17 protein-coding genes, 4 pseudogenes and 1 riboswitch are annotated in these 20,866 nt (G+C 72.3%); of the genes and pseudogenes, 6 read left to right on the plus strand and 15 right to left on the minus strand.

Annotated features, from left to right (window positions below; all coding sequences use genetic code 11):
- Positions 1 to 14 precede the first annotated feature (14 nt).
- Together GHR20_RS30025 and GHR20_RS30030 are read left to right on the plus strand one after the other, a co-directional pair.
- A complete protein-coding gene (locus GHR20_RS30025) occupies positions 15 to 659 on the plus strand; it encodes a MerR family transcriptional regulator (RefSeq protein WP_111585324.1) in 645 nt (214 codons plus the stop codon).
- A 92-nt stretch (positions 660 to 751) separates the two neighbouring features.
- Positions 752 to 2,217 (plus strand): annotated as a pseudogene (locus tag GHR20_RS30030) (DNA polymerase IV).
- Here GHR20_RS30030 and GHR20_RS30035 read toward each other — a convergent pair.
- Positions 2,142 to 2,509 (minus strand): annotated as a pseudogene (locus GHR20_RS30035) (PRC-barrel domain-containing protein). The pseudogenes GHR20_RS30030 and GHR20_RS30035 sit on opposite strands and share 76 nt — an antisense overlap.
- Before the next feature lie 119 nt (positions 2,510 to 2,628).
- Positions 2,629 to 2,724: riboswitch (glycine riboswitch) on the plus strand.
- Positions 2,725 to 2,896: 172 nt separating this feature from the next.
- Between GHR20_RS30035 and gcvP the strand changes: the two are divergent.
- On the plus strand, positions 2,897 to 5,782 hold the full coding sequence (gene gcvP, locus GHR20_RS30040) for an aminomethyl-transferring glycine dehydrogenase (RefSeq protein WP_153814925.1): 2,886 nt from the start codon (positions 2,897 to 2,899) through the stop codon (positions 5,780 to 5,782).
- 90 nt (positions 5,783 to 5,872) lie between these two features.
- Here the strand turns inward: gcvP and GHR20_RS30045 are convergent, their stop codons facing one another.
- The 4 genes from GHR20_RS30045 to modA form a co-directional block, all read right to left on the minus strand.
- Positions 5,873 to 6,292, minus strand: a complete 420-nt coding sequence (locus GHR20_RS30045; protein ID WP_153814926.1) for a TOBE domain-containing protein — start codon at positions 6,290 to 6,292, stop codon at positions 5,873 to 5,875.
- A gap of 28 nt (positions 6,293 to 6,320) precedes the next feature.
- Positions 6,321 to 7,439: an ABC transporter ATP-binding protein gene (locus GHR20_RS30050; RefSeq protein WP_153814927.1), complete on the minus strand. Its 1,119-nt coding sequence runs from the start codon at positions 7,437 to 7,439 to the stop codon at positions 6,321 to 6,323.
- Positions 7,440 to 7,518: 79 nt separating this feature from the next.
- Entirely contained in the window at positions 7,519 to 8,412 is an 894-nt protein-coding gene (gene modB / locus GHR20_RS30055) for a molybdate ABC transporter permease subunit (protein ID WP_153814928.1), read from the minus strand.
- Positions 8,409 to 9,230, minus strand: coding sequence for a molybdate ABC transporter substrate-binding protein (modA, locus tag GHR20_RS30060; protein WP_153814929.1), 822 nt, complete (start codon positions 9,228 to 9,230; stop codon positions 8,409 to 8,411). The genes modB and modA overlap by 4 nt, the downstream gene beginning before the upstream one ends.
- A 207-nt stretch (positions 9,231 to 9,437) precedes the next feature.
- Here modA and GHR20_RS30065 point away from each other — a divergent pair, with 207 nt between their 5' ends.
- Complete coding sequence (locus GHR20_RS30065; RefSeq protein ID WP_243878160.1) at positions 9,438 to 9,905, plus strand: molybdopterin-dependent oxidoreductase; 468 nt, start codon at positions 9,438 to 9,440, stop codon at positions 9,903 to 9,905.
- 76 nt (positions 9,906 to 9,981) lie between these two features.
- Here GHR20_RS30065 and GHR20_RS30070 read toward each other — a convergent pair whose 3' ends face one another.
- The 6 genes and pseudogenes from GHR20_RS30070 to GHR20_RS30095 form a co-directional block, all read right to left on the minus strand.
- On the minus strand, positions 9,982 to 10,377 hold the full coding sequence (locus GHR20_RS30070; protein WP_111585333.1) for a helix-turn-helix transcriptional regulator: 396 nt from the start codon (positions 10,375 to 10,377) through the stop codon (positions 9,982 to 9,984).
- A gap of 22 nt (positions 10,378 to 10,399) precedes the next feature.
- A complete protein-coding gene (locus tag GHR20_RS30075) occupies positions 10,400 to 12,358 on the minus strand; it encodes an APC family permease (RefSeq protein ID WP_153814930.1) in 1,959 nt (652 codons plus the stop codon).
- A 270-nt stretch (positions 12,359 to 12,628) separates the two neighbouring features.
- Complete coding sequence (locus GHR20_RS30080; protein WP_153814931.1) at positions 12,629 to 13,189, minus strand: hypothetical protein; 561 nt, start codon at positions 13,187 to 13,189, stop codon at positions 12,629 to 12,631.
- Positions 13,190 to 13,381: 192 nt separating this feature from the next.
- Positions 13,382 to 13,911: pseudogene (locus tag GHR20_RS30085) on the minus strand (universal stress protein).
- A gap of 187 nt (positions 13,912 to 14,098) precedes the next feature.
- Positions 14,099 to 14,305: a DUF5999 family protein gene (locus tag GHR20_RS30090; protein WP_111585337.1), complete on the minus strand. Its 207-nt coding sequence runs from the start codon at positions 14,303 to 14,305 to the stop codon at positions 14,099 to 14,101.
- A gap of 219 nt (positions 14,306 to 14,524) precedes the next feature.
- Positions 14,525 to 15,112: a hypothetical protein gene (locus GHR20_RS30095; protein WP_111585338.1), complete on the minus strand. Its 588-nt coding sequence runs from the start codon at positions 15,110 to 15,112 to the stop codon at positions 14,525 to 14,527.
- Between the two features lie 566 nt (positions 15,113 to 15,678).
- On the opposite strand from GHR20_RS30095, the gene GHR20_RS30100 reads away from it, so the two are divergent.
- The gene (locus GHR20_RS30100; RefSeq protein WP_111585339.1) at positions 15,679 to 17,196 is read left to right on the plus strand and encodes a glutamate--cysteine ligase; all 1,518 of its coding nucleotides are present in this window, start codon (positions 15,679 to 15,681) and stop codon (positions 17,194 to 17,196) included.
- 103 nt (positions 17,197 to 17,299) lie between these two features.
- A complete protein-coding gene (locus GHR20_RS30105) occupies positions 17,300 to 18,139 on the plus strand; it encodes a type II CAAX endopeptidase family protein (protein WP_237520224.1) in 840 nt (279 codons plus the stop codon).
- A gap of 19 nt (positions 18,140 to 18,158) precedes the next feature.
- Here GHR20_RS30105 and GHR20_RS30110 read toward each other — a convergent pair whose 3' ends face one another.
- The 4 genes and pseudogenes from GHR20_RS30110 to GHR20_RS30125 form a co-directional block, all read right to left on the minus strand.
- On the minus strand, positions 18,159 to 18,974 hold the full coding sequence (locus GHR20_RS30110) for a PhzF family phenazine biosynthesis protein (RefSeq protein ID WP_153814932.1): 816 nt from the start codon (positions 18,972 to 18,974) through the stop codon (positions 18,159 to 18,161).
- Positions 18,975 to 19,090: 116 nt separating this feature from the next.
- Positions 19,091 to 19,474: a glycine cleavage system protein GcvH gene (gene gcvH, locus GHR20_RS30115; RefSeq protein ID WP_153814933.1), complete on the minus strand. Its 384-nt coding sequence runs from the start codon at positions 19,472 to 19,474 to the stop codon at positions 19,091 to 19,093.
- A gap of 125 nt (positions 19,475 to 19,599) precedes the next feature.
- Positions 19,600 to 20,127: pseudogene (locus GHR20_RS30120) on the minus strand (phosphotransferase); the annotation flags it as partial.
- 10 nt (positions 20,128 to 20,137) lie between these two features.
- Entirely contained in the window at positions 20,138 to 20,812 is a 675-nt protein-coding gene (locus GHR20_RS30125) for an SUMF1/EgtB/PvdO family nonheme iron enzyme (protein ID WP_153814934.1), read from the minus strand.
- Positions 20,813 to 20,866: the final 54 nt, after the last annotated feature.

Below are 20,866 nucleotides of genomic sequence, written 5' to 3' on the forward strand. Positions count from 1 at the left end.
GGACGGAGGTCGGCGTGAGAACCAGCGGCGACGGTACGGCTGGGGGTGCTCCCGTGCGCGGTTACGGGGAGAGCGGTCCGTACCCGGTTCACAGCAGCGCGATGGATCACGCTCCGCAGCGGCCGACGGCGGTGCCGGACGGCGAAGGGGCGGCGTCCATGACGTCCGAGGAGATCGGCTACCGGGGGCCCACGGCCTGTGCGGCGGCCGGCATCACCTATCGGCAGCTCGACTACTGGGCACGTACGGGCCTGGTCGAGCCGAGCGTGCGGCCCGCGTACGGATCGGGCACCCAGCGGTTGTACAGCTTCCGGGACGTCGTCGTCCTGAAGATCGTCAAGCGCTTCCTGGACACCGGGGTCTCGCTCCAGAACATCCGGTCGGCCGTGCAGCACCTCCGGGAGCGCGGATTCTGCGATCTGGAGCGCATGACGCTGATGAGCGACGGCGCGACCGTGTACGAGTGCACCTCGCCGGACGAGGTGCACGCGCTTCTCCAGGGCGGCCAGGGCGTCTTCGGGATCGCGGTCGGCGTGGTGTGGCGGGACGTGGAGAACGCCCTGTCCCAGCTGCACGGCGAGCGCGTCGACACGGGCGAGACACTGGTCGGGCACAACCCGGCGGACGAGCTGGCGCGGCGCCGCAACCGGGCGGTCTGACCGGCCCCGCCCCCGACGTCCGACCGGCCCTGAGACGCGACGGGCCGCCCGGCGCCGCCTCGTTGTCAGTGCCGTGGTGCAGCATCGGAGATGTGAGAAACGCGCCCACGATCCTGCATCTCGACATGGATGCCTTCTACGCCTCGGTGGAGCAGGCATCCAAGCCGAGCCTGCGCGGGAAAGCGGTCGTGGTGGGCGGGCTCGGGCCGCGCGGGGTGGTGGCCACCGCGTCGTACGAGGCGCGGGTCTTCGGGGTGCACTCGGCGATGCCCATGGCCCAGGCGCGGCGGCTGGCGCCCAACGCGGCGTATCTGGTGCCGCGCTTCACCCTGTACCGGGCGGTCAGCGAGCAGGTGATGACGCTGCTGCGGGAGCTGTCGCCGCTGGTGGAGCCGCTGAGCCTGGACGAGGCGTTCGTGGACCTGGCGGCCTCGGGCGCGGCGCAGGACGCGGAGTCGGCGCGGCGCGCGGGCGTCCGGCTGCGCGCGGACATCCGCACCGTCACGGGGCTCACCGGGTCGGTGGGGCTCGCCGCGTCCAAGATGCTCGCGAAGATCGCCTCCGAGCGGGCCAAGCCGGACGGCCTGGTGCTGATCGAGCCGGGCACCGAGCGGGCGCTGCTGGGGCCGCTGCCGGTGCGGACCCTGCCGGGGGTGGGTCCGGCCACCGGGGACCATCTGCGGCGCGCCGGGATCACGACGGTCGAGGAACTGGCCGAGGCGGGCGAGGACGAACTCGTCCGGCTGCTCGGCAAGGCCCATGGACAGGCGCTGTACGCCATGGCCCTGGCGCGGGACGAGCGGCCGGTGGTGGCCGAGCGGGAGGCCAAGTCCGTGTCGGTCGAGGACACGTACGACGTGGACATCCATGACCGGCCGCGGATCGGCCTCGAGGTACGGCGGCTGGCGGACCGGTGCGTGCGGCGGCTGCGCGAGGCGGGCCTGTCCGGGCGCACGATCGTACTGAAGGTGCGGCGGTACGACTTCTCGACGCTGACCCGCTCCGAGACGCTGCGGGGCCCCACGGACGATCCGGCGGTCGTGCGCGAGGCCGCCGAGCGGTTGCTGGAGTCCGTGGACACGACGGGCGGGGTGCGACTGCTCGGTGTCGGCGTGTCCGGGCTCGCCGACTACACCCAGGAGGACCTGTTCGCCCAGGCGTCCTCGCGGGCGGAGCCGGCGCCGGAGGAGGCCGTGACCGAGCCGGTCGCGGTGGCGCGGGAGCCGGTCCTGCCGCACTGGCGGGCGGGCCAGGACGTGCGGCACGCGGAGCACGGGCACGGATGGGTGCAGGGGAGCGGGGCGGGCCGGGTGACGGTGCGCTTCGAGACCCCGCAGTCGCCGCCGGGCCGGATACGCACCTTCCTCGTCACCGACCCCGCCCTGGAGCCCGCGGACCCGTTGCCCCTCGTCATCACGGCGACCGCCCCCTCGCCCGCCCCCCGGTTGCCGGCCGAGCCGTGACCGGCGGGAGTCCCCGGGGCTATGTCTCCTCCGAGCCCGCCAGCTTGCCGAAGCTGTGGTCCGGGGTGGTGTCCGGGGTCACGTCGAGGCCGTAGTGGTGGTAGAGCTGGAGTTCCTGTTCGGGGAGAGGTGGCGGCCCACGCCGAAGTCGGGGGCGTCCTTGATCAGGGACCGGTCGAAGGGGACATGGAGGGTGCCCTCGACGAGCTCGCTCGGTTCCAGGGGGACGAACGCGTCGCGGGAGAAGAGGCCGGTGCGTATGGCCGCCCACTCGGGGACACCGGTGGCGTCGTCCAGGTACACCTCGTCGATCGTGCCGATCTTGGTGCCATTGCGGTCGAACGCCTTGCGGCCGATCAGGTTGCGCGGATCGATGTCGGTCTGCACGGTCCCTCTCCCTCCAATGGGTCGCAACTCATCCGTAAGCACTACGAAAGAGCACATTCACTGCGGCGGCCACTTGAGAATCCGGCCGTTGACCTCGCTGGTAGTCTGATGGCGGCTGCTGACCCCGTGCGGGAGAGTCCTCCGACCCACCTCGGAGGCGCCGAAGGAGCAAATCCTCCCCGGAATCTCTCAGGCTCACGTACCGCATGGACGAGGTCACTCTGGAAAGCAGGGCGGGTGTCGACGGCTTCCGCCCTCACCGACGGTGAAAGCCGGCGCCGCGAGGCGCCTGGTGAAGCTCTCAGGTTGAGATGACAGAGGGGGAGGCCGTTCGGGCACCCGCGCCGTGGTGCCCCTCGAAGGTCGTCAGACCAGGAGGCCGCCGCCATGACCGCCCATCGCATTCCGCTCTCCGAGCTCGAAGCGGGCATCCCCTTCGAACAGCGCCACATCGGTCCCGACCAGGAGGCGCGGGCCAAGATGCTCGCCCAGGTCGGCTACGGCTCCCTGGACGAGCTGACCGCCGCCGCGGTCCCGGATGTGATCAAGAACGCCGACGCCCTCGACCTGCCGGGCGCCCGCACCGAGGCCGAGGTGCTGGCCGAGCTGCGCGAGCTGGCCGACCGCAACCAGGTCCTCGGCTCCATGATCGGCCTCGGTTACCACGGCACCTTCACCCCGCCGGTCATCCTGCGCAACGTCCTGGAGAACCCGGCCTGGTACACGGCCTACACGCCCTACCAGCCGGAGATCTCCCAGGGCCGCCTGGAGGCCCTGCTGAACTTCCAGACCATGGTCGCCGACCTCACCGGTCTGCCCACCTCCGGCGCCTCCCTCCTGGACGAGGGCACGGCCGCCGCCGAGGCCATGGCACTGTCCCGGCGCATGGGCAAGAACAAGAAGGGCCTCTTCCTGGTCGACGCGGACGCCCTGCCGCAGACCATCGCCGTCATCCAGACCCGCGCCGAGCCGACCGGCGTCGAGGTCGTCGTCGCCGACCTGAGCGACGGCATCCCGGCCGACATCGCCGCCCGTGACATCAACGGCGTGCTGGTCCAGTACCCCGGCGCCTCCGGTGCCGTACGCGACCTCAAGCCGGTGATCGAGCGGGCGCACGAGCTGGGCGCGCTCGTCACCGTCGCCGCCGACCTCCTCGCCCTCACCCTGCTGACCTCCCCGGGCGAGCTGGGCGCCGACATCGCCATCGGCACCACCCAGCGCTTCGGCGTCCCGATGGGCTTCGGCGGTCCGCACGCCGGCTACATGGCGGTGCACGAGAAGTTCGCCCGCAGCCTGCCCGGCCGCCTGGTCGGCGTGTCCGTCGACGCCGACGGCAACAAGGCGTACCGGCTGGCCCTGCAGACCCGCGAGCAGCACATCCGCCGCGAGAAGGCCACCAGCAACATCTGTACCGCGCAGGTGCTGCTCGCCGTCATGGCCGGCATGTACGCCGTCTACCACGGCCCCGAGGGCCTGAAGACGATCGCCCGGCGCACCCACCGCTACGCCACGCTCCTCGCCGAGGGCCTGAAGGCCGGCGGCGTCGAGATCACGCACGGCGCCTTCTTCGACACCGTCACCGCGCGCGTGCCCGGCAAGGCCGCCGAGATCGTCGCCGCCGCCCGGGACAAGGGCGTCAACCTGCGCCTGGCCGACGCCGACCACGTCTCCCTGGCCTGCGACGAGACCACCACGCGGGCGCACCTGGAGAGCGTCTGGTCCGCCTTCGGCGTCGAGGCCGACCTGCCGGCGCTGGACGCGGCCGCCGGTGAGGCGCTGCCCGAGGTGCTGCTGCGCGGCGACGACTTCCTCGCCCACCCGGTCTTCCACGAGCACCGCTCCGAGACCGCGATGCTGCGCTACCTGCGCCGGCTGTCCGACCGCGACTACGCGCTCGACCGCGGCATGATCCCGCTGGGCTCCTGCACCATGAAGCTCAACGCGACCACCGAGATGGAGCCCATCACCTGGCCCGAGTTCGGCGCGCTGCACCCCTTCGCGCCGGCCGAGCAGGCCGAAGGCTTCCTCCAGCTCATCCACGAGCTGGAGGACCGGCTCGCCGAGGTCACCGGCTACGACAAGGTCTCCCTCCAGCCGAACGCCGGCTCCCAGGGCGAGCTGGCCGGTCTGCTGGCCGTCCGCGGCTACCACCGCGCGAACGGCGACGAGCAGCGCACCGTCTGCCTCATCCCGTCCTCCGCGCACGGCACCAACGCGGCCAGCGCCGTGATGGCCGGCATGAAGGTCGTCGTCGTCAAGACGTCCGAGGACGGCGAGATCGACGTCGAGGACCTGCGGGCCAAGATCGAGCAGCACCGCGACCAGCTGTCGGTGCTGATGATCACCTACCCGTCCACGCACGGTGTGTTCGAGGAGCACGTCGCCGACATCTGCGCCCGGGTGCACGAGGCCGGCGGTCAGGTGTACGTCGACGGCGCCAACCTGAACGCCCTGGTCGGCCTCGCCAAGCCGGGCCACTTCGGCGGCGACGTCTCGCACCTGAACCTGCACAAGACCTTCTGCATCCCGCACGGCGGCGGCGGCCCCGGCGTCGGCCCGGTCGCGGTCCGCTCGCACCTCGCGCCGTACCTGCCCAACCACCCGCTCCAGCCGGCGGCCGGACCGGAGACGGGCGTCGGCCCCATCTCGGCGGCGCCGTGGGGCTCGGCGGGCATCCTGCCGATCTCGTGGGCGTACGTCCGGCTGATGGGCGGCGAGGGTCTCAAGCGGGCCACCCAGGTGGCCGTGCTCTCCGCGAACTACATCGCCAAGCGCCTGGAGCCGCACTTCCCGGTGCTCTACACCGGCCCCGGCGGCCTGGTCGCGCACGAGTGCATCATCGACCTGCGCCCGCTCACCAAGGCGACCGGCGTGAGCGTGGACGACGTGGCCAAGCGCCTCATCGACTACGGCTTCCACGCCCCGACCATGTCGTTCCCGGTGGCCGGCACGCTGATGATCGAGCCGACCGAGTCGGAGGACCTCATCGAGCTGGACCGGTTCTGCGACGCGATGATCGCCATCCGCGCGGAGATCGAGAAGGTCGGCTCCGGCGCGTGGCCCGCCGAGGACAACCCGCTGTACAACGCCCCGCACACCGCGGGCGCGCTCGGCGGCGAGTGGACGCACGCCTACAGCCGCGAGGAGGCCGTCTTCCCGGCCGGGGTCTCGGTGGCCGACAAGTACTGGCCGCCGGTGCGCCGCATCGACCAGGCGTTCGGTGACCGCAACCTGGTGTGCTCCTGCCCGCCGCTGGACGCGTACGACGACTGACCGCACCCCAGCCGCACCCCGAGGGCCCCGTCCGGACATCCGGCCGGGGCCCTCGACCGTCGTGCGCCGGGAGGACGCGGGCGCGACCGGCTACGGCGTCTCCAGGGCCACCTCGGTCGACTTGATCAGGGCGACCACGTCGGAGCCCACGAACAGGCCCAGCTGGACGGCCGCGTCCCGGGTGATGGCGGCGGTCAGTTCGCCGCCCGGGACGGAGATCCGCACGGTCGCCATGACGGCGCCGGTGGTCATGCCGACCACCGTGCCGGGCAGCTGGTTGCGGATCGACAGACCCTCGACCCGGGCCGTGGCGACGGCGACCTCGGTCGACTTCACCAGCGCGCGTACCGGGGTGCCCGGGGCGAGGGCCAGGTCCTCGGCGGCCGCCAGGGTGATCGCCGCGGTGAGGTGCTGGCCGCCCTCCAGCCGGACCTCGACGGTGGCCATGGCCTCGCCCGGGTGGACCGCGGTGACGCTGCCGGGGAGCTGGTTGCGGATGCTCAGGGTCATGGGCACCCACCGTAGAGCGCCGACCGGCTCAGGCGGGGTATGCGTGGGTCTGGGTCGCTTTGACTGTCGCCCAGACCGATGCACCGGGCTGGAGTTCCAGTTCGGCGGCGGCCGGCGTGGTGAGGTCCGCGGCGAGCGGCAGCTCACCGGCGAGATCGACACGGATCTGGTCGCCGTGCGTCTCCAGGCCGGCCACCTCGCAGCGCCACAGATTACGGGCACTGGCCCCGGTCGGCCGGTCCCGGAAGAGCGTCACGGCCGCCGGCGGGAAGGCCACGAAGGCCGGTCCGGACAGCTCCTCGGTGGTGGTGATCGAGGGCCCGGCGTCCAGTCGTACCGTGTGGCCCGCGGCCTCGCCCCGGTAGAGGTTCAGGCCGACGAGCTGGGCGATGTAGTCCGTGCGCGGGCGGCGGGCGATGTCCGCGGGGGCGCCCTCCTGGACGATCCGGCCGTGTTCCACCACCACCAGCCGGTCCGCGAGCACCATGGCGTCCAGCGGATCGTGGGTGACGAGGACCGCGACCGCCTCGAACTCGGCCAGATGCCGCCGGAGTTGGGCCCGCACCTCCAGCCGGGTACGGGCGTCCAGCGCGGCCAGCGGCTCGTCCAGCAGAAGCAGCCGGGGCCGGGTGGCCAGCGCGCGGGCGAGGGCCACGCGCTGGGCCTGGCCGCCGGACAGCCGGCGCGGTTTCACGTCCGCGTGCCCGGCCAGCCCCATGCGCTCCAGCCAGGCCGCGGCCAGCGCACGCGCCTCCGCCTTGCCGAGGCCCTGGCAGCGCGGCCCGAACGCCACGTTGTCCAGCGCGGACAGATGCGGGAAGAGGAGGTAGTCCTGGAAGACGACGCCGACCGGGCGGGACTCCGGCGGTACGCGCTCCAACGGGGCCCCGTCGAGCCGGAGATGGCCCTCGCCGAGCGGCACCAGACCGGCGAGGACGCGCAGCGCGGTGGTCTTGCCCGCGCCGTTGGGGCCCAGCAGCGCGACCACGTCGCCGGGCGCCGCCGTCAGGGCCACGTCGAGCCGGAAGCCGCCCCGGTCCACGACGAGCCGGGCGTCGAGCCCCGGCCGGTCCGCGGGCTTTGGGGCCTGGGCATCGAGGGCCTGGGAGCCGGGGCCCTGGGCGCCGGGGTCCGGGGCGTCGGTCATGCGTCGGGAATCCTTCGGCCGTGGCTGCTCGGTGGGTGGGGTGCGCTCGGGGGGCGTGGTCCGCCGTCCGGCCGTCATCTCACACCCCCGTCAGCCATCGGTCGCGCAGCCCCGCCAGCACCGCGATGGAGACGGCCAGCAGGACCAGGCTCAGCGAGATCGCGGCCTCGGGGTCGTTCTGGAGGGCGAGGTAGACCGCGAGCGGCATGGTCTGGGTGCGGCCGGGGAAGTTGCCCGCGAAGGTGATCGTCGCGCCGAACTCGCCGAGCGCCCGCGCCCAGGCCAGTACGGCGCCCGCCGCGACACCGGGCGCGATCAGCGGCAGCGTGACCCGGCGGAACGCGGTGAAGCGGGAGGCGCCGAGCGTGGTGGCCGCCTCCTCGAAACGCGGGTCGGCGGCGCGCAGGGTGCCCTCCACGCTGATGACCAGGAACGGCATCGCGACGAACGCCTCCGCGAGCACCACCGCGGTGGTGGTGAACGGCAGCGTGACCCCGAACCAGGCGTCGAGCCACTTGCCGATGACCCCGTTGCGGCCCAGCGCGAGCAGCAGGGCCACACCGCCGACGACCGGCGGCAGCACCAGCGGCAGGGTCACCAGGGCGCGCACCAGACCGCGCCCGGGGAAGTCCGTGCGCGCGAGCAGCCAGGCCAGCGGCACACCGAGGACCAGGCTGACGGCGGTCGCCAGGGTGGCGCTGACCAGCGACAGCTGGAGCGCCTGCCACACCTCGGTGCTGGTCAGCTGGTTCGGCAGGCTCCGCCAGGGAGCGCGGACGAGCAGCGCGAGCAGCGGCAGCAGGAGGAAGGCGAGGGCCAGGACGCCGGGCAGGAGGAGGGGCAGGGGCACACCGCGGCGGCCGGCCGCGCGGATGCGGCGGGGCGTCGTACCCCTGCCCGCATCGGCACGGCGGCGCCGCGGCCGGTCCGTGCGGGGACCGGTCGCGGCGCCGGGCTCATCGGGTGAGGTCACGGCTTGAGGAACCCGGCCTCGCTCAGCACCTTCTGGCCCTCGGCGGACTGCACGAGGGCGATGAACGCCTTGGCGGTCGCGGTGTTCCTGGCGTTCTTCAGCAGGGCGATCGGGTAGTTGTTGATGGCCTTGGCGGACTCGGGGAACTCCACGCCCTCCACCTTGTCACCCGCGGCGTGCACATCGGTCTTGTAGACCACCGCCGCGTCGGCCTCCTTCAGCTCGACCTTGTTCAGGGCGCTCTTGACGTCCTGCTCGTAGGAGACCGGGGTGAGCTTGAGGTGGCTGGCGGTGAGGGCCTTCTGCGCGGCGGCACCGCAGGGCACGGTCTTGTCGCACAGGACGACCTTCAGACCGGGCTTGGTGAGGTCCTTCAGGGACGCGACCTTGCCGGGGTTGCCGGGCAGGGTGGCGATCTCCAGCTGGTTGCGGACGAAGGTGACCGGGGCGCCGGACGCGTCCTTGGCGTCGGTCACGGTGGCCATGGTCTTGGGGCTGGCGGCGGCGAAGACATCGGCCGGGGCGCCACCGGTGATGCTCGCGGCGAGGGTGTCGCTGCCGCCGAAGCTGAAGGTGACCTTGGTGCCCGGGTGCTGCTTCTCGAACTCCTTGCCGAGGGCGGTGAAGCTCTCCTGGAGCGAGGCGGCGGCGAACACGGTGACCGTGCCGGACAGCTTGGGAGAGGCGGAACCCGACGTGTCCGACGCCGTGTTCGAGGACCCGGAGGACGACGAGCAGGCGCTGAGGGTCAACAGGGCGGCGGCTCCCGCGCCGGCCAGCTCGAACATCCGCCGGGTCCGGCGCACGGAAGGGGTCATCACGGTTCTGCTCCTCGTGTTGTGCGGAACGACTGTCGCGCCCTGGCACGGTTGTACGAACCTGCCGTGCCGCGATGATACTGCCGCATCTGCCACCTGTACGTCCCTTGTCGCATCGCATGAGCTGCGATCCTGCGCGGTGTGGCTGGCATGTGCGTTTGTACGGTGCTCCGCCGCGGGTACCGTTCCTGCCGGAGGTGGTCGCAGGTGACGCTCGCCCGACTCGCCCTGAGCGGAGATCTCGTACGCCCTTCCCGGCTGACCGTGCCGGACCTGCTGCGCTGGCCCCAGCACCGGGTGGCCGTCAGCTTCGAGTGCGCGACCAGCGGCACCCAGCACCACCGCTTCACGGGACCGCGGCTGTACGACGTCCTCGCCGACGCGGGGCCCGGTTTCGACCCGGTCCGCCGCAAGGACCGGCTGCGTTTCCTGATCGCCGTCACCGGCACCGACGGTCACCACGCGCTGCTGTCCTGGGCCGAGATCGACCCGGACTTCGCCGACGCGCCCGTCCTGCTGGGCGTGAGCATCGACGACACCCCGCTGGACGCGGCCGGCCCCCAGCTGGTGCTGCCCCAGGACCGCTGCGGGGCCCGGCACATCAGCCAGATCACGGCGATCCGGGTGGACGGGAGCTATCGGTGTGCGCCGGTGGAGGTGGCGGCGGTGCCCTGAGGGGCGGGGGAGGGCGGGGCCGGTCGGCCGGTCAGGGTGGTTCAGCCGGTCAGGTCGATTCAGCCGGGCAGCGCGGTCAGACGCGGTCGATATGGACGTTTGTCGACTTCACCCGGGCCGTGGCCTCCACCCCGACCTCCAGGCCGAGTTCCTCGACGGCCTCGCGGGTCAGCAGGGACACCAGCCGGTGCGGGCCCGCCTGGATCTCCACCTGGGCGGCCACGTCGCCGAGCTTGATGGCGGTGACGATGCCCGGGAAGGCGTTGCGCACGGAGGTGTAGGAGCTCTCCTCCTCGCCGCTGCCGCCCTTGGCCAGCTCGACGGAGAACGCGGCGAGATCACGGCCGTCGATCAGCCGCCGCCCCGCCTCGTCGCGATGGGTGGCCACCCGGCCCGCGTCGGCCCAGCGGCGGGCGGTGTCCGGGCTGACGCCGAGCAGCCGCGCCGCCTGGCCGATCGTGTAGGACTGCATGCCGAGAACGATAGGGCGCCGCTCAGCCCGTGTGCACCCGCGGCCTGCGGTCCCGGTCGGGCTCCGCCTCGCGCAGCACCTCGCGGGTGACCGGCGCGACCTCGCCCTGCCCGAACAGGAAGAAGCGCAGGAAGTTGGCGAACGGGCTGCCCTCGGTCCACTCGAAGTAGATGTGCGGGGTGCAGCCGGTGACGTCGCGGACGTGCAGCAGCAGCGCGGCCAGGGCATTGGGGATGGACGCCGACTCCAGCGTCAGCACCCGGTAGCGCCCGTGCAGGACCTCGCCGCGCACGGTCAGGCCCGCCTCGAACTCGGACGGGTCGGTGACCGTGACCTCGACGAAGACGAAGTCCTCCTGCTCCGGCATGTCGTTGTCGGCGCGGATCTGCTCGATCTTGTCGCGGTACTCGGCCTTGTCCCGGTGGCCGGGCTCGTTGGCGATGAACCGCATCTTGCGGCTGGCCATGTCCCTGATGAATCGTTCCGCCAGCGGATCGAGCGTCACGCTGGTCACGCGCAGCTCGAAGGCGCGGGCCAGCCGGGACAGCAGCGAGACCAGGATGATGCCGACGATGAAGCAGGCACCGATCTTCACACCGTCGGGACGCTCGATGACATTGACGACCGTGGTGTACAGGAACACCACCGAGATCACGGCGAAGCCGATGGTCCAGTGGCGCTGCCCCGCCTTGCGCGCGGCGATGGTCACCGCGATCGCCGCGGAGCTGATCAGCACCAGCACACCGGTGGCGTAGGCGCCGCCCTGCTTGTCCACGTTGGCGTCGAAGATCCAGGTCACCAGGAAGGCGACCAGCGTGAAGACGATGACCATCGGGCGCACCGCGCGCGCCCAGTGCGGGGCCATGCCGTACCGGGGCAGATAGCGCGGCATCAGGTTGAGCAGGCCCGCCATGGCGGACGCGCCGGCGAACCACAGGATGGCGATGGTCGAGACGTCGTAGACCGTGCCGAAGGCGCCGCCGAGGTACTGGTGCGCGAGATAGGCGAGGGCACGGCCGTTGGCCGGGCCGCCCGGCTTGAAGTCCTGCTCCGGGATCAGCAGGGTGGTGATGAAGCTACTGGTGATCAGGAAGCAGCTCATGATGACGGCGGCCGTCGTCAGCAGCTTCTTGGTGTCCCGGATCCGGCCGGTGGGGTGCTCCTCGGTGTCGCCGGCGTCGCCCTTGACGTGCGGCATGACGGCGACGCCGGTCTCGAATCCGGACAGACCGAGGGCGAGTTTCGGGAAGACGATCAGGGCCACGCCGATCATCACGAAGATGTTCCCGTGCTGCACGGTCAGCGCGTTGGTCCAGTCGGTGATCACGTGCTCGGCGGTGATCACGTGGTACAGGCCGACGGCCACCACGACCAGGTTGAGCGCCAGATAGACGCCCACCAGGGCGAACGCGACCCCGATCGCCTCCAGGAAGCCCTTGAGGAACACCGCGCCGAGCAGCGCCACCAGCAGCAGCGTGATCAGCATCTGCTTGCCCTGGAGGGCGTGCGTCAGATGCGGGTTCTCCACCAGGTGGGTGGAGGCGTCCGCGGCGGACAGCGTGATGGTGATCAGGAAGTCGGTGGCCGCGAACCCCAGCAGGGTCAGCACGAACAGCTTGCCCTGCCAGAAGGACAGCAGCCGCTCCAGCATGGCGATGGAGCCCTCGCCGTGCGGGCTCTCCTCGGCCACCCGCCGGTAGACCGGCAGCGCGCCCGCCAGGGTGACGAGCACCAGCACGATGGTCGCGATGGGGGAGACCAGGCCGGCCGCGAGCGCCGCGATGCCCGGCTGGTAGCCGAGGGTGGAGAAGTAGTCGACACCCGTCAGGCACATGACCCGCCACCAGCGCTGCCCCTTGTGCGGGGGCTCCGGCTGGGCGTGCGGCCCGGTGTGGCCGCCGCTCTTGCCCATGTCGGACAGGCCCTCCAGCATCCAGGCGCGCAGGCGACCGGTACTGGGAGGGTGTTCGGTCGTGGCCATCGGGGCGCTCCTGATGTGGGGCTCAGCTCTTTTCGGCCATCACACGGACGGCGGCACCAGCGTATGCAGAGCGTGACGCCTGGGCCTCCGGATCAGGGGCGGGAGGGCGTCAATCTTGCGTTAAGAATGGCGCGGTGCCATCAGGAGCGCATCAAGAAGCCGAGGCAGGAGCGGGTCACCGGGAGCTGGGCCGAACGAGTGGCGCGGGGCACCTCCCGGGAAGCAGTGGCCACCGAGGGTCATCGCGCGCGGGGATCGTCCGGGGCACGGTCACTCGAGTCCGGACGCCCGGAAGACCGCGAGGGCCGTCTCCCGGTCCAGCCGGCTGGCGAGCCGGCCGAGGGCGGCGGTGCCACAGCGCAGGGTGCCGCCGGCCAGGGAGTGGCGGGCACCGTCGTCGAGCCGGTGCCACAGGGCGGGGTTGCGAACCAGCACCTCCGGGTCGATCTCCACCCGGTTCCCCAGGAGGTCGCGCAGCACCAGCCGCTGGTTGACGCCGTCCAGCGGGCGGACCGCGACCAGCAGATCGGTGTGGACCCGGCGGGTGCGCAGCAGCCGCCTGCTGGCCAGCCAGCCGTCACCGGCCGACACCTTGGCCGGGTACAGGACGAGGAGCAGCAGCAGGGCCAGGGCGGCCCAGAGCAGGCCCCGCCACCAGGTGAGGGAGCCGGCCGCGCCGTCGATGCAGAGCAGCAGGGCGAGCAGGGCGGCGGCGCAGCGCACGGCGGTGCGCACCTCGCCGGCCCACTCGTGGTCGTGGGCGACGGTGGTGGCGGTGGGCGGAGGCTGCGGGCTCGTCACCCGGGCCCGTGTGTCGTCGCTGTGCTCCATGACCTCGACGTTAGACAGTCGGAGGAGGAACGGCACAATGCCTTGACGGCGCTCTGATGTGCGGGGCCGGATTCTTGACGGGTCTCCTACGACGGCGCGCGCCACCCGGCGGGACCTCGGCGGGCCTCTGCGGGGCCTGGGAGGGGGCCTCGGCGGGCCCGGTTCGCGGGGCTCGCGCGCGGGCCGGGGCGCTCACAGCCCCCGGGTGTCCATGGGCAGGTGCCAGGCGTTGCGCCGGTGGACCGCGGCCAGCTGCGACTCCAGCGGGGACGGCGGTACGGCGAGCACCGGGCAGCCGGCGTGGGCGAGGCAGTGCCGGCGCACCCGGCCGGAGAAGGCGCGCTGGAGGCCGCGCCGGCCCGCGCCCACGACCAGCAGATCGTCCTCGCGGTCCGCGATCGCCACCAGTGCCCGGCCGGGGGCGCCGCGCACCACCAGGGCGTGGATCGGCACCCCGGGCCCCGGTCGCCGAAGATCTCCTCCAGCACCGCGATCAGCCGGCCCCCGGCCAGTCGCTGCCACTCCTCGTCGGGTACGGCCGCGGCGGGTGAGCGACGGGTGGCCGGATCGCCGCCCGGCGGCTCCCAGGCCAGCACCGGCCACAGCTCGGCCCCCAGCCGCCGGGCGAGGGCCCCGGCCCGGCGCAGCGCCGTGACGCTGCCCAGGGAGCCGCTCACCCCGACCACCACACGTCCGACCGCCGAGGCGTCGTCACCGGACATGACTCACCGTTCCTCACCGGTGTCCCGCGCCGTCTCCTTCCATCCCACCCCCGCGGCGGGGATACGACCAGCCGGGGAGACGGCCGGGCGGAGACACCACCGGCCGGGGACACGTCGGGGCCGGTCGCGCACCGGGTGGGTGCGGCCGGCCCCTCGGGTCCTCGCCGTCCTCGCGGCGCCGCCCTGGTCAGGCGGCGGTCATCACCTCGTCCGTGCCGAGCGGGCGGTGCGGGGCGATGACGCGACCGTCGGGCAGCAGCTCACCGGTGTCCTCGAAGAACAGGACACCGTTGCACAGCAGGCTCCATCCCTGTTCCGGGTGGTGCGCCACGAGACGGGCGGACTCCCGGTCGGCGGACTCGGCTGGCGGGCACGGTGGCTGGTGCTGGCACATGAATGGGATCTCTCGCTCTGTGGTGGTCATGGCGTCCCCCGTCATGCAGTCGTTCGGAACCCAGTCTTGCCCCACGGGAGTCGTTCCGCAGGCATTTCGAGGCACCGCTTCCCACAGGTTGAGGACGCGTCACCCGGGCGGACGGTTCAGCTCAACTACCCCGTCAATTCGGGTGGTTCGGCCTGGCCGAGGCGGACTAGTCCGTCCGGGGCCCCGGTGTCAGGCCGCCGGTGAGCCGAGCAGCGGGTGCCGGGTGGCCCGCAGGGTCAGCACCGGGAGCAGATCGGCGACCCGGTGCGGACGGTAGGCCGCGATGCCGGGCGGTGCCGGGGCGAGCGGCACCAGCAGATCGGTGGCGGCCGGGTGCCCCGCCGCGCCGTCGGCCGCGGTGTCGCCGTGCAGCCACAGGGTGAGCATGTAGAGACCGGGAACCGACAACAGTCTTGGCTGATAAGGGTGTTGGAGTGACTCCGCCTGCTTCAGGGCCAGCTCGGTGGAGGTGACGTACGGGCCCTCGAAGAAGTGCGAGAAGGCCCAGCCGTCGGGGGTGAGCATGGTCTCCGCCGCGGCCACCGCCCGGTCGCCGCAGCGGATCAAGAAGCGCCAGCCCGCCAGCCGGGTGGCGGACAGGCCCTGCGGTGTTATCCGGTCCAACACATGGACGGGCAAGGGGAGTTCGGGTGTCGCTGGGCCCTGCGCGGCGCGCAGGGAGGGGGTGCGGGCCTCACGGACCGCGGTCGGCGAGCTCAAGGCGGTGAGGACGGAGCGCAGGGCGGGCGCGGGGGCAGGGGCAACGTGAAGCGGCATGGTGGGTCGCCTCTCATGTGACAGGCGCGGGGCGCGAGGAAGGTGGGGCGGACGGCGCTGTCTGCTCACGGAAGGCCGGAAAGGTGGGGGCCGGTCGGTGAAGAACGAGGGTGTGGCGCGCTCCGCCGCCCGTCAACCGGAGCGGCAGGAATGCGGCAGGACCAGGACCGAGGGCGCACCCTCCCGCCTTGTGGACGAAGTTTATACGACGTGTGTTCAGGCGGTGTTTCATCTATCCCTTTGCGGCAGGCGCCACAAGACGTGAATAGGCCGCTGATTCGCGGAAATCCTCCCGATTTACGGGTGGTCACGCGGCGTTGACCTCGCCCTACGCTCCGTTCGCGGACGGCCGAAAGTCATCGGCGTTTTTCACGAGGCGTTCGGGGCACCCGAAGATGCGCTCGCGACATGCCCCGTGAATGTGCCGCAGGGAACATTCCGACAGCGTAGCGGGCGTCCGGGTGGCGCGGGACGTTATCGATCGCTTTCACTGGGCATTACTCCACCTGAACCGGGAGCCCCGGGCGGCCGGAGCACCGGCCCGCCCATCCGAGGAGGGACATTCGATGGGGGAGAAGGTCGTGGCAGGGCAGTTCGACCTGTCCGATCGCCAGCGCTATCGCGAAAAGCTCCAGAAGTGCTTGACGGGGCTGGAGCGGCTGCTGGTCGAGAAGCGATTCGACCGCCCCAGGAACCTCATGGGCGTCGAGATCGAATTGAATCTCGCCGGTCCTGACGGCATGCCGAAAATGTTGAACGGCCAAGTGCTCGAACGCATCGCGAGCCGTGACTTCCAGACGGAACTCGCGATGTTCAACCTGGAGGTGAACATCGCCCCGCACCGGCTCGGCGGCCGTGTCTTCGACCGCCTCGCCGAGGAGCTGCGGACCTCGCTCGCCTATGCCGACCGCAAGGCCGCGGAGGTGGACGCGGGCATCGTGATGACCGGCATCCTGCCCACGCTCGGCCGGGACGACCTGGTCTCCTCCAACCTCTCCGAGGTCGACCGCTACACCCTGCTCAACGACCAGATCGTGGCCGCCCGCGGGGAGGACTTCCGGCTCGACATCGAGGGCGTGGAGCATCTGGTCTGCACCGCCAAGTCCATCGTCCCGGAGGCCGCCTGCACCTCCGTACAGCTGCACCTCCAGGTGACGCCGGGACGGTTCGCGGACGTGTGGAACGCGGCGCAGGCGGCGAGCGCTGCCCAGATCGCCGTGGGCGCGAACTCGCCGTTCCTGTTCGGCCACGAGCTGTGGCGGGAGTCGCGGCCACCGCTGTTCCTACAGTCCACCGACACCCGGCCGCCCGAACTCCAGGCGCAGGGCGTACGGCCGCGGACCTGGTTCGGCGAGCGGTGGGTGTCCTCGGCGTACGAGCTGTTCGAGGAGAACTTGCGCTACTTCCCGGCCCTGCTGCCGATCTGCGACGAGGAGGAGCCGCTGGAGGTCATCGCCGCGGGCGGCACCCCGAAACTCGCCGAACTGGTGCTGCACAACGGCACGATCTACCGCTGGAACCGGCCGGTGTACGGCATCGCGGACGGCGTACCGCATCTGCGGGTGGAGAACCGGGTGCTGCCCGCCGGACCGACCATCACCGATGTCATCGCCAACGCGGCCTTCTACTACGGCCTCGTGCGCGCCCTCGCCGAGGAGCCCCGGCCGGTGTGGACCCGGCTGCCGTTCGCCGCCGCGGAGGCCAACTTCGACGCGGCGTGCCGCCACGGCATCGACGCCCGCTTCGTCTGGCCCCGGCGCGGGCGGTACGGCGGCACGGGCGAGGTCGACGCGGTCACCCTGGTCCGCGACGAGCTGCTGCCGCTGGCCGCGGCGGGACTGGACGCGTGGGGCGTCGAGGCGGCCGACCGCGATCTCTACCTCGGTGTCATCGAGGAGCGCTGCCGGCGCCGGGTCAACGGCGCCTCCTGGCAGGCCGCGACCTTCCACCGCGCGCTGGAGGGGGGCCTGTCCCGGGAGGCCGCGCTGGCCGCGACGACACGGCGGTACGCCGAGCTGATGCATGGGGGGGAACCGGTGCACATGTGGCCGGTGGGGCTGCCGGAGCCGGTGCCGACGGGGTGAGCGGCCGCCTCGCGGCGGACGGACGGCCGGCGGTGGTGCCGCGCGTCGGGCCCGGTGGCCCGGTGCGCGGTTCTCCCAGGTGCTTCTGCGATCCTTGCGGGCAATGCCGGAGTCGGCTCGTGAGGTGTGGGAGGCAGGGGTGAAGGTGGCGGCCGGGTTGGGGGACGAGCTGGGCGACGGGCTGGAGCGGCGGACGCGGCGGATCCTGCGCGACGAGACGATCCTCGTGCTCGCGCTGTCGCTGGGCGCGAGCGGGGTCTCCGCGCTGATCAGTTTCATCGGCTCGGTGACCAAGCCGGGCGGCCTGAAGGACCAGGCGGCCACCCTCAACGCCTCGGCCGCCCCGGGCCGCCCCTGGCTGGACCTCGCCTGGCAGCTGTTCGGCATCGCCACCGCGCTGGTCCCCGTCGCCCTGGTCGCCCACTTCCTGCTCCGCGAGGGCAGGAGCCTGCGCACCCTCGGCTTCGACCGCACCCGGCCCTGGCCCGACCTCGGCCGGGGCGCGGCGGTCGCGGCGGTGATCGGCAGCACCGGCATCGCCTTCTACCTGGCCGCGCGGGGCCTCGGCTTCAACCTCACCGTGGTGCCCGAGGCGCTGCCCGGTGTGTGGTGGAAGTACCCGGTGCTGATCCTGTCCGCCGTGCAGAACGCGGTCCTCGAAGAGGTCATCGTCGTCGGCTATCTGCTGCGCAGGCTGGGCCAGTTGGGCTGGGCGCCGGGGACCGTGCTGGTGGCCAGCGCGGTCCTGCGCGGCTCGTACCACCTCTACCAGGGCATCGGCGGCTTCCTCGGCAACATGGCCATGGGCGTGGTGTTCGTCTGGCTCTACCGCCGCTGGGGCCGGGTCGGCCCGCTGGTCGTCGCCCACTCGCTGCTCGACATCGGCGCGTTCGTCGGTTACGCGCTCCTCGCGGGCAAGGTGGGCTGGCTGCCGACGGCCTGAGCCGAGCGCCCGGCGCGGGTCAGGCGAGCAGCTCGCCCTCGATGACGGTGACCGCGCGGCCGGTGAGCAGGGTGCGTTCGCCGCGCAGTCCGGTGCGCACCAGCCCGGTGCGGGGGGACGCCTGGAGGCCGATGAGGTCGGCCTGGCCGAGGCGGGCGGACCAGTGCGGGGCGAGCGCGGTGTGGGCGCTGCCGGTGACGGGGTCCTCGTCGATGCCGACGTTCGGGAAGAAGCAGCGGGAGAGGTAGTCGTAGCCCCGGGAGGGGTCGTCGGCGCGGGCGGTCGCGATGATGCCGCGCGCGGAGTACGCGGCGAGCGCCTTGTGGTCCGGGGTGAGTCCGCGGACGGTCTTCTCGTCGGCCAGCTCCACCAGCAGGTCGCCGACGGCCGCCCCGGTGTCGAAGACGGCGACCGGCTCCGCGCCCAGCGCCTCGGCGACACCGTCCGGCACGGCGACCGGGGTGAGCGGCGCGGTCGGGAAGTCGAGGGTGAGCGCGCCGTCCCCGGCGGGCGTGGCGACGAGCACCCCGCTGCGGGTGGCGAACCGCACGGGTCCCTCGTGCGCACCGGTCGTGTGCAGCACATGGGCCGTGGCCAGCGTGGCGTGCCCGCACATGGCCACCTCGGTGACGGGCGTGAACCAGCGCAGCGCCCAGTCCGCGTCACCGCCCGCGGGCAGCCGGTGCGCGAAGGCCGTCTCGGCGTGATGGACCTCCATGGCGACGTTCTGCATCCAGTCGTCGGCCGGGAAGTCGTCGCCGTCCAGGAGGAGCACGCCGGCGGGGTTGCCCGCGAAGGGCCGGTCGGTGAAGGCGTCCACGATTCGAATCCGCATGCGCCGAAGCTAGCGGCTCCGCGACTCCCCGTACCAAGGCCAATCCGGGAGTCCTGGCCCGCTTTTCGGGTCCCCGCGGTGCCCGGTGCGTGACCGGCGGGGCGCCCGGGGCGCCGTCACTCGCCGATGGCCGCCTTGTAGCCGGCGGCGTCGAGGAGCTTGTCCAGCTCGGACTTGTTCGACGGCTTGAGCTTGAAGAACCAGGCGTCGTACGGCTCCTCGTTGATGAGCTCCGGGCTCTCGGCCAGCTCCTCGTTCACGGCGATCACTTCGCCGCCGACCGGCGCGTAGATGTCCGACGCGGCCTTCACCGACTCGATGACCCCGATGGCGTCGCCGGCCGCGAAGATCTTGCCGACCCCCGGCAGCTCCACGAACACCACATCGCCGAGCGCACGCTGGGCGTGATCGCTGAGCCCGGCCGTGACCGTGCCGTCCGCCTCCGGCCGAGCCCATTCGTGCGACTCGGCGAACCGCAGATCCGTGGGGATGTATGACATGACCACTCCCTGGAAGTCCCTTTTGTTCTGCGGACTCAGCATGCCCGACACCGGGGAGATTCGAGCGGATTTCGGCGATACGCACCGCGCGGACGACGGAATCCGCGGCCTGTTCGCGCCGGTCGGTCCAGCAGGGCGGCCGTGAACGTCCGGCGCTGGTCCGCCAGCCAGGTCTGCACGCGGTCCCGGCGCTCCCACCCGCCGCCCTCGGCCAACGCCCGGAGAAGGACGGGGTCCTGGCCGGCCGCGCGGCGGGCGACGAAGGCCCGGCAGACCTCCGTGGCCTGCTCGATGACGCCGGGCAGCGCGGCGCGGTCCCCTGCGGGGAGGCCCTAGCCGTCGGCTAGGGTCCGCAGCCGTGCGGCCGCGTCCGGCCCGGCGGAACGGAGCGCGGACGCGGACCCGGGATCGAGCATGGGCGCCTGGCACCCGGTAGCGGGCGGTCGTGGCGAGGTCCCAGAGGGCGCGCCCGGGGCCGCGAAGTCGAAATCGATCAGGGCCGCGGCACGACCGTCGCGGAAGACGACGTTCTTCGGGCACACATCGTTGTGGCGCGGCGCCGTTCCCCCCTCCGGGTCGGCCAGGTCCCGGGACCACTCGGCACGGGTGTCGACCACGACGGCCGCGCTCGCCTCGTGCGGCCGTCGCGGCAGGTGACGTGGATCAGCTCACGACGGAACGCGCGACGCGGAATCCCACGTCGTCGACCTGGAAAGTCGGGTGGCTGCGGCGCCGCGCGGAGGCCCGGCAACTCCAGTGCTCATCGAACCAGCCACCGCCGCGGAGCACCCGGTAGGTGCCGTACACCTCGGCGTCGTAGACGTCCCAGCACCAGTCCCAGACGTTGCCGAGCATGTCGTAGAGCCCCCACGGGTTGGGGTGTTTGCCGCCCACGTCGTGGACGCGCTCGTGCGAGTTACCGCGGTACCAGCCGATCTCGTCGAGCTCCCCGTAGCGCGGCCCGGTCGTGCCGGCGCGGCAGGCGTGCTCCCACTCGGCTTCGGTCGGCAGCCGATACCCGTCGGCGGACGCGTCCCATGCGATGTCTTCGGCCTCGGCGCGGAAGTGGTACGCGGGGGTGAGGCCGGCGCGCCGGGACAGGGCGTTGCAGAACCGCGCCGCGTCCCACCAGGAGACGCACGCGACGGGCAGTCGGTCCTCAGGGCCGGCACCCGGCCGCCGGCCGGTGATCTGCGCGTACAGCGCCTGGGTGACCGGGGATGCCGCGAGCTGGTAGGGCGCCAGCTCGACCGACCAACTGCGCTGTGTCCGCCGGTCCGACAGCGTCACCTGCCCCGGCGGGATGGCGATCATCTCGTTCCCCGTCATCACGTCCATGATCGGGAAATCCTAGCGAGACCTGTCGGTGCGGAACAGCAGAGGCGATCGATG

The organism is Streptomyces sp. SUK 48, from assembly GCF_009650765.1.
Lineage (GTDB): Bacteria > Actinomycetota > Actinomycetes > Streptomycetales > Streptomycetaceae > Streptomyces.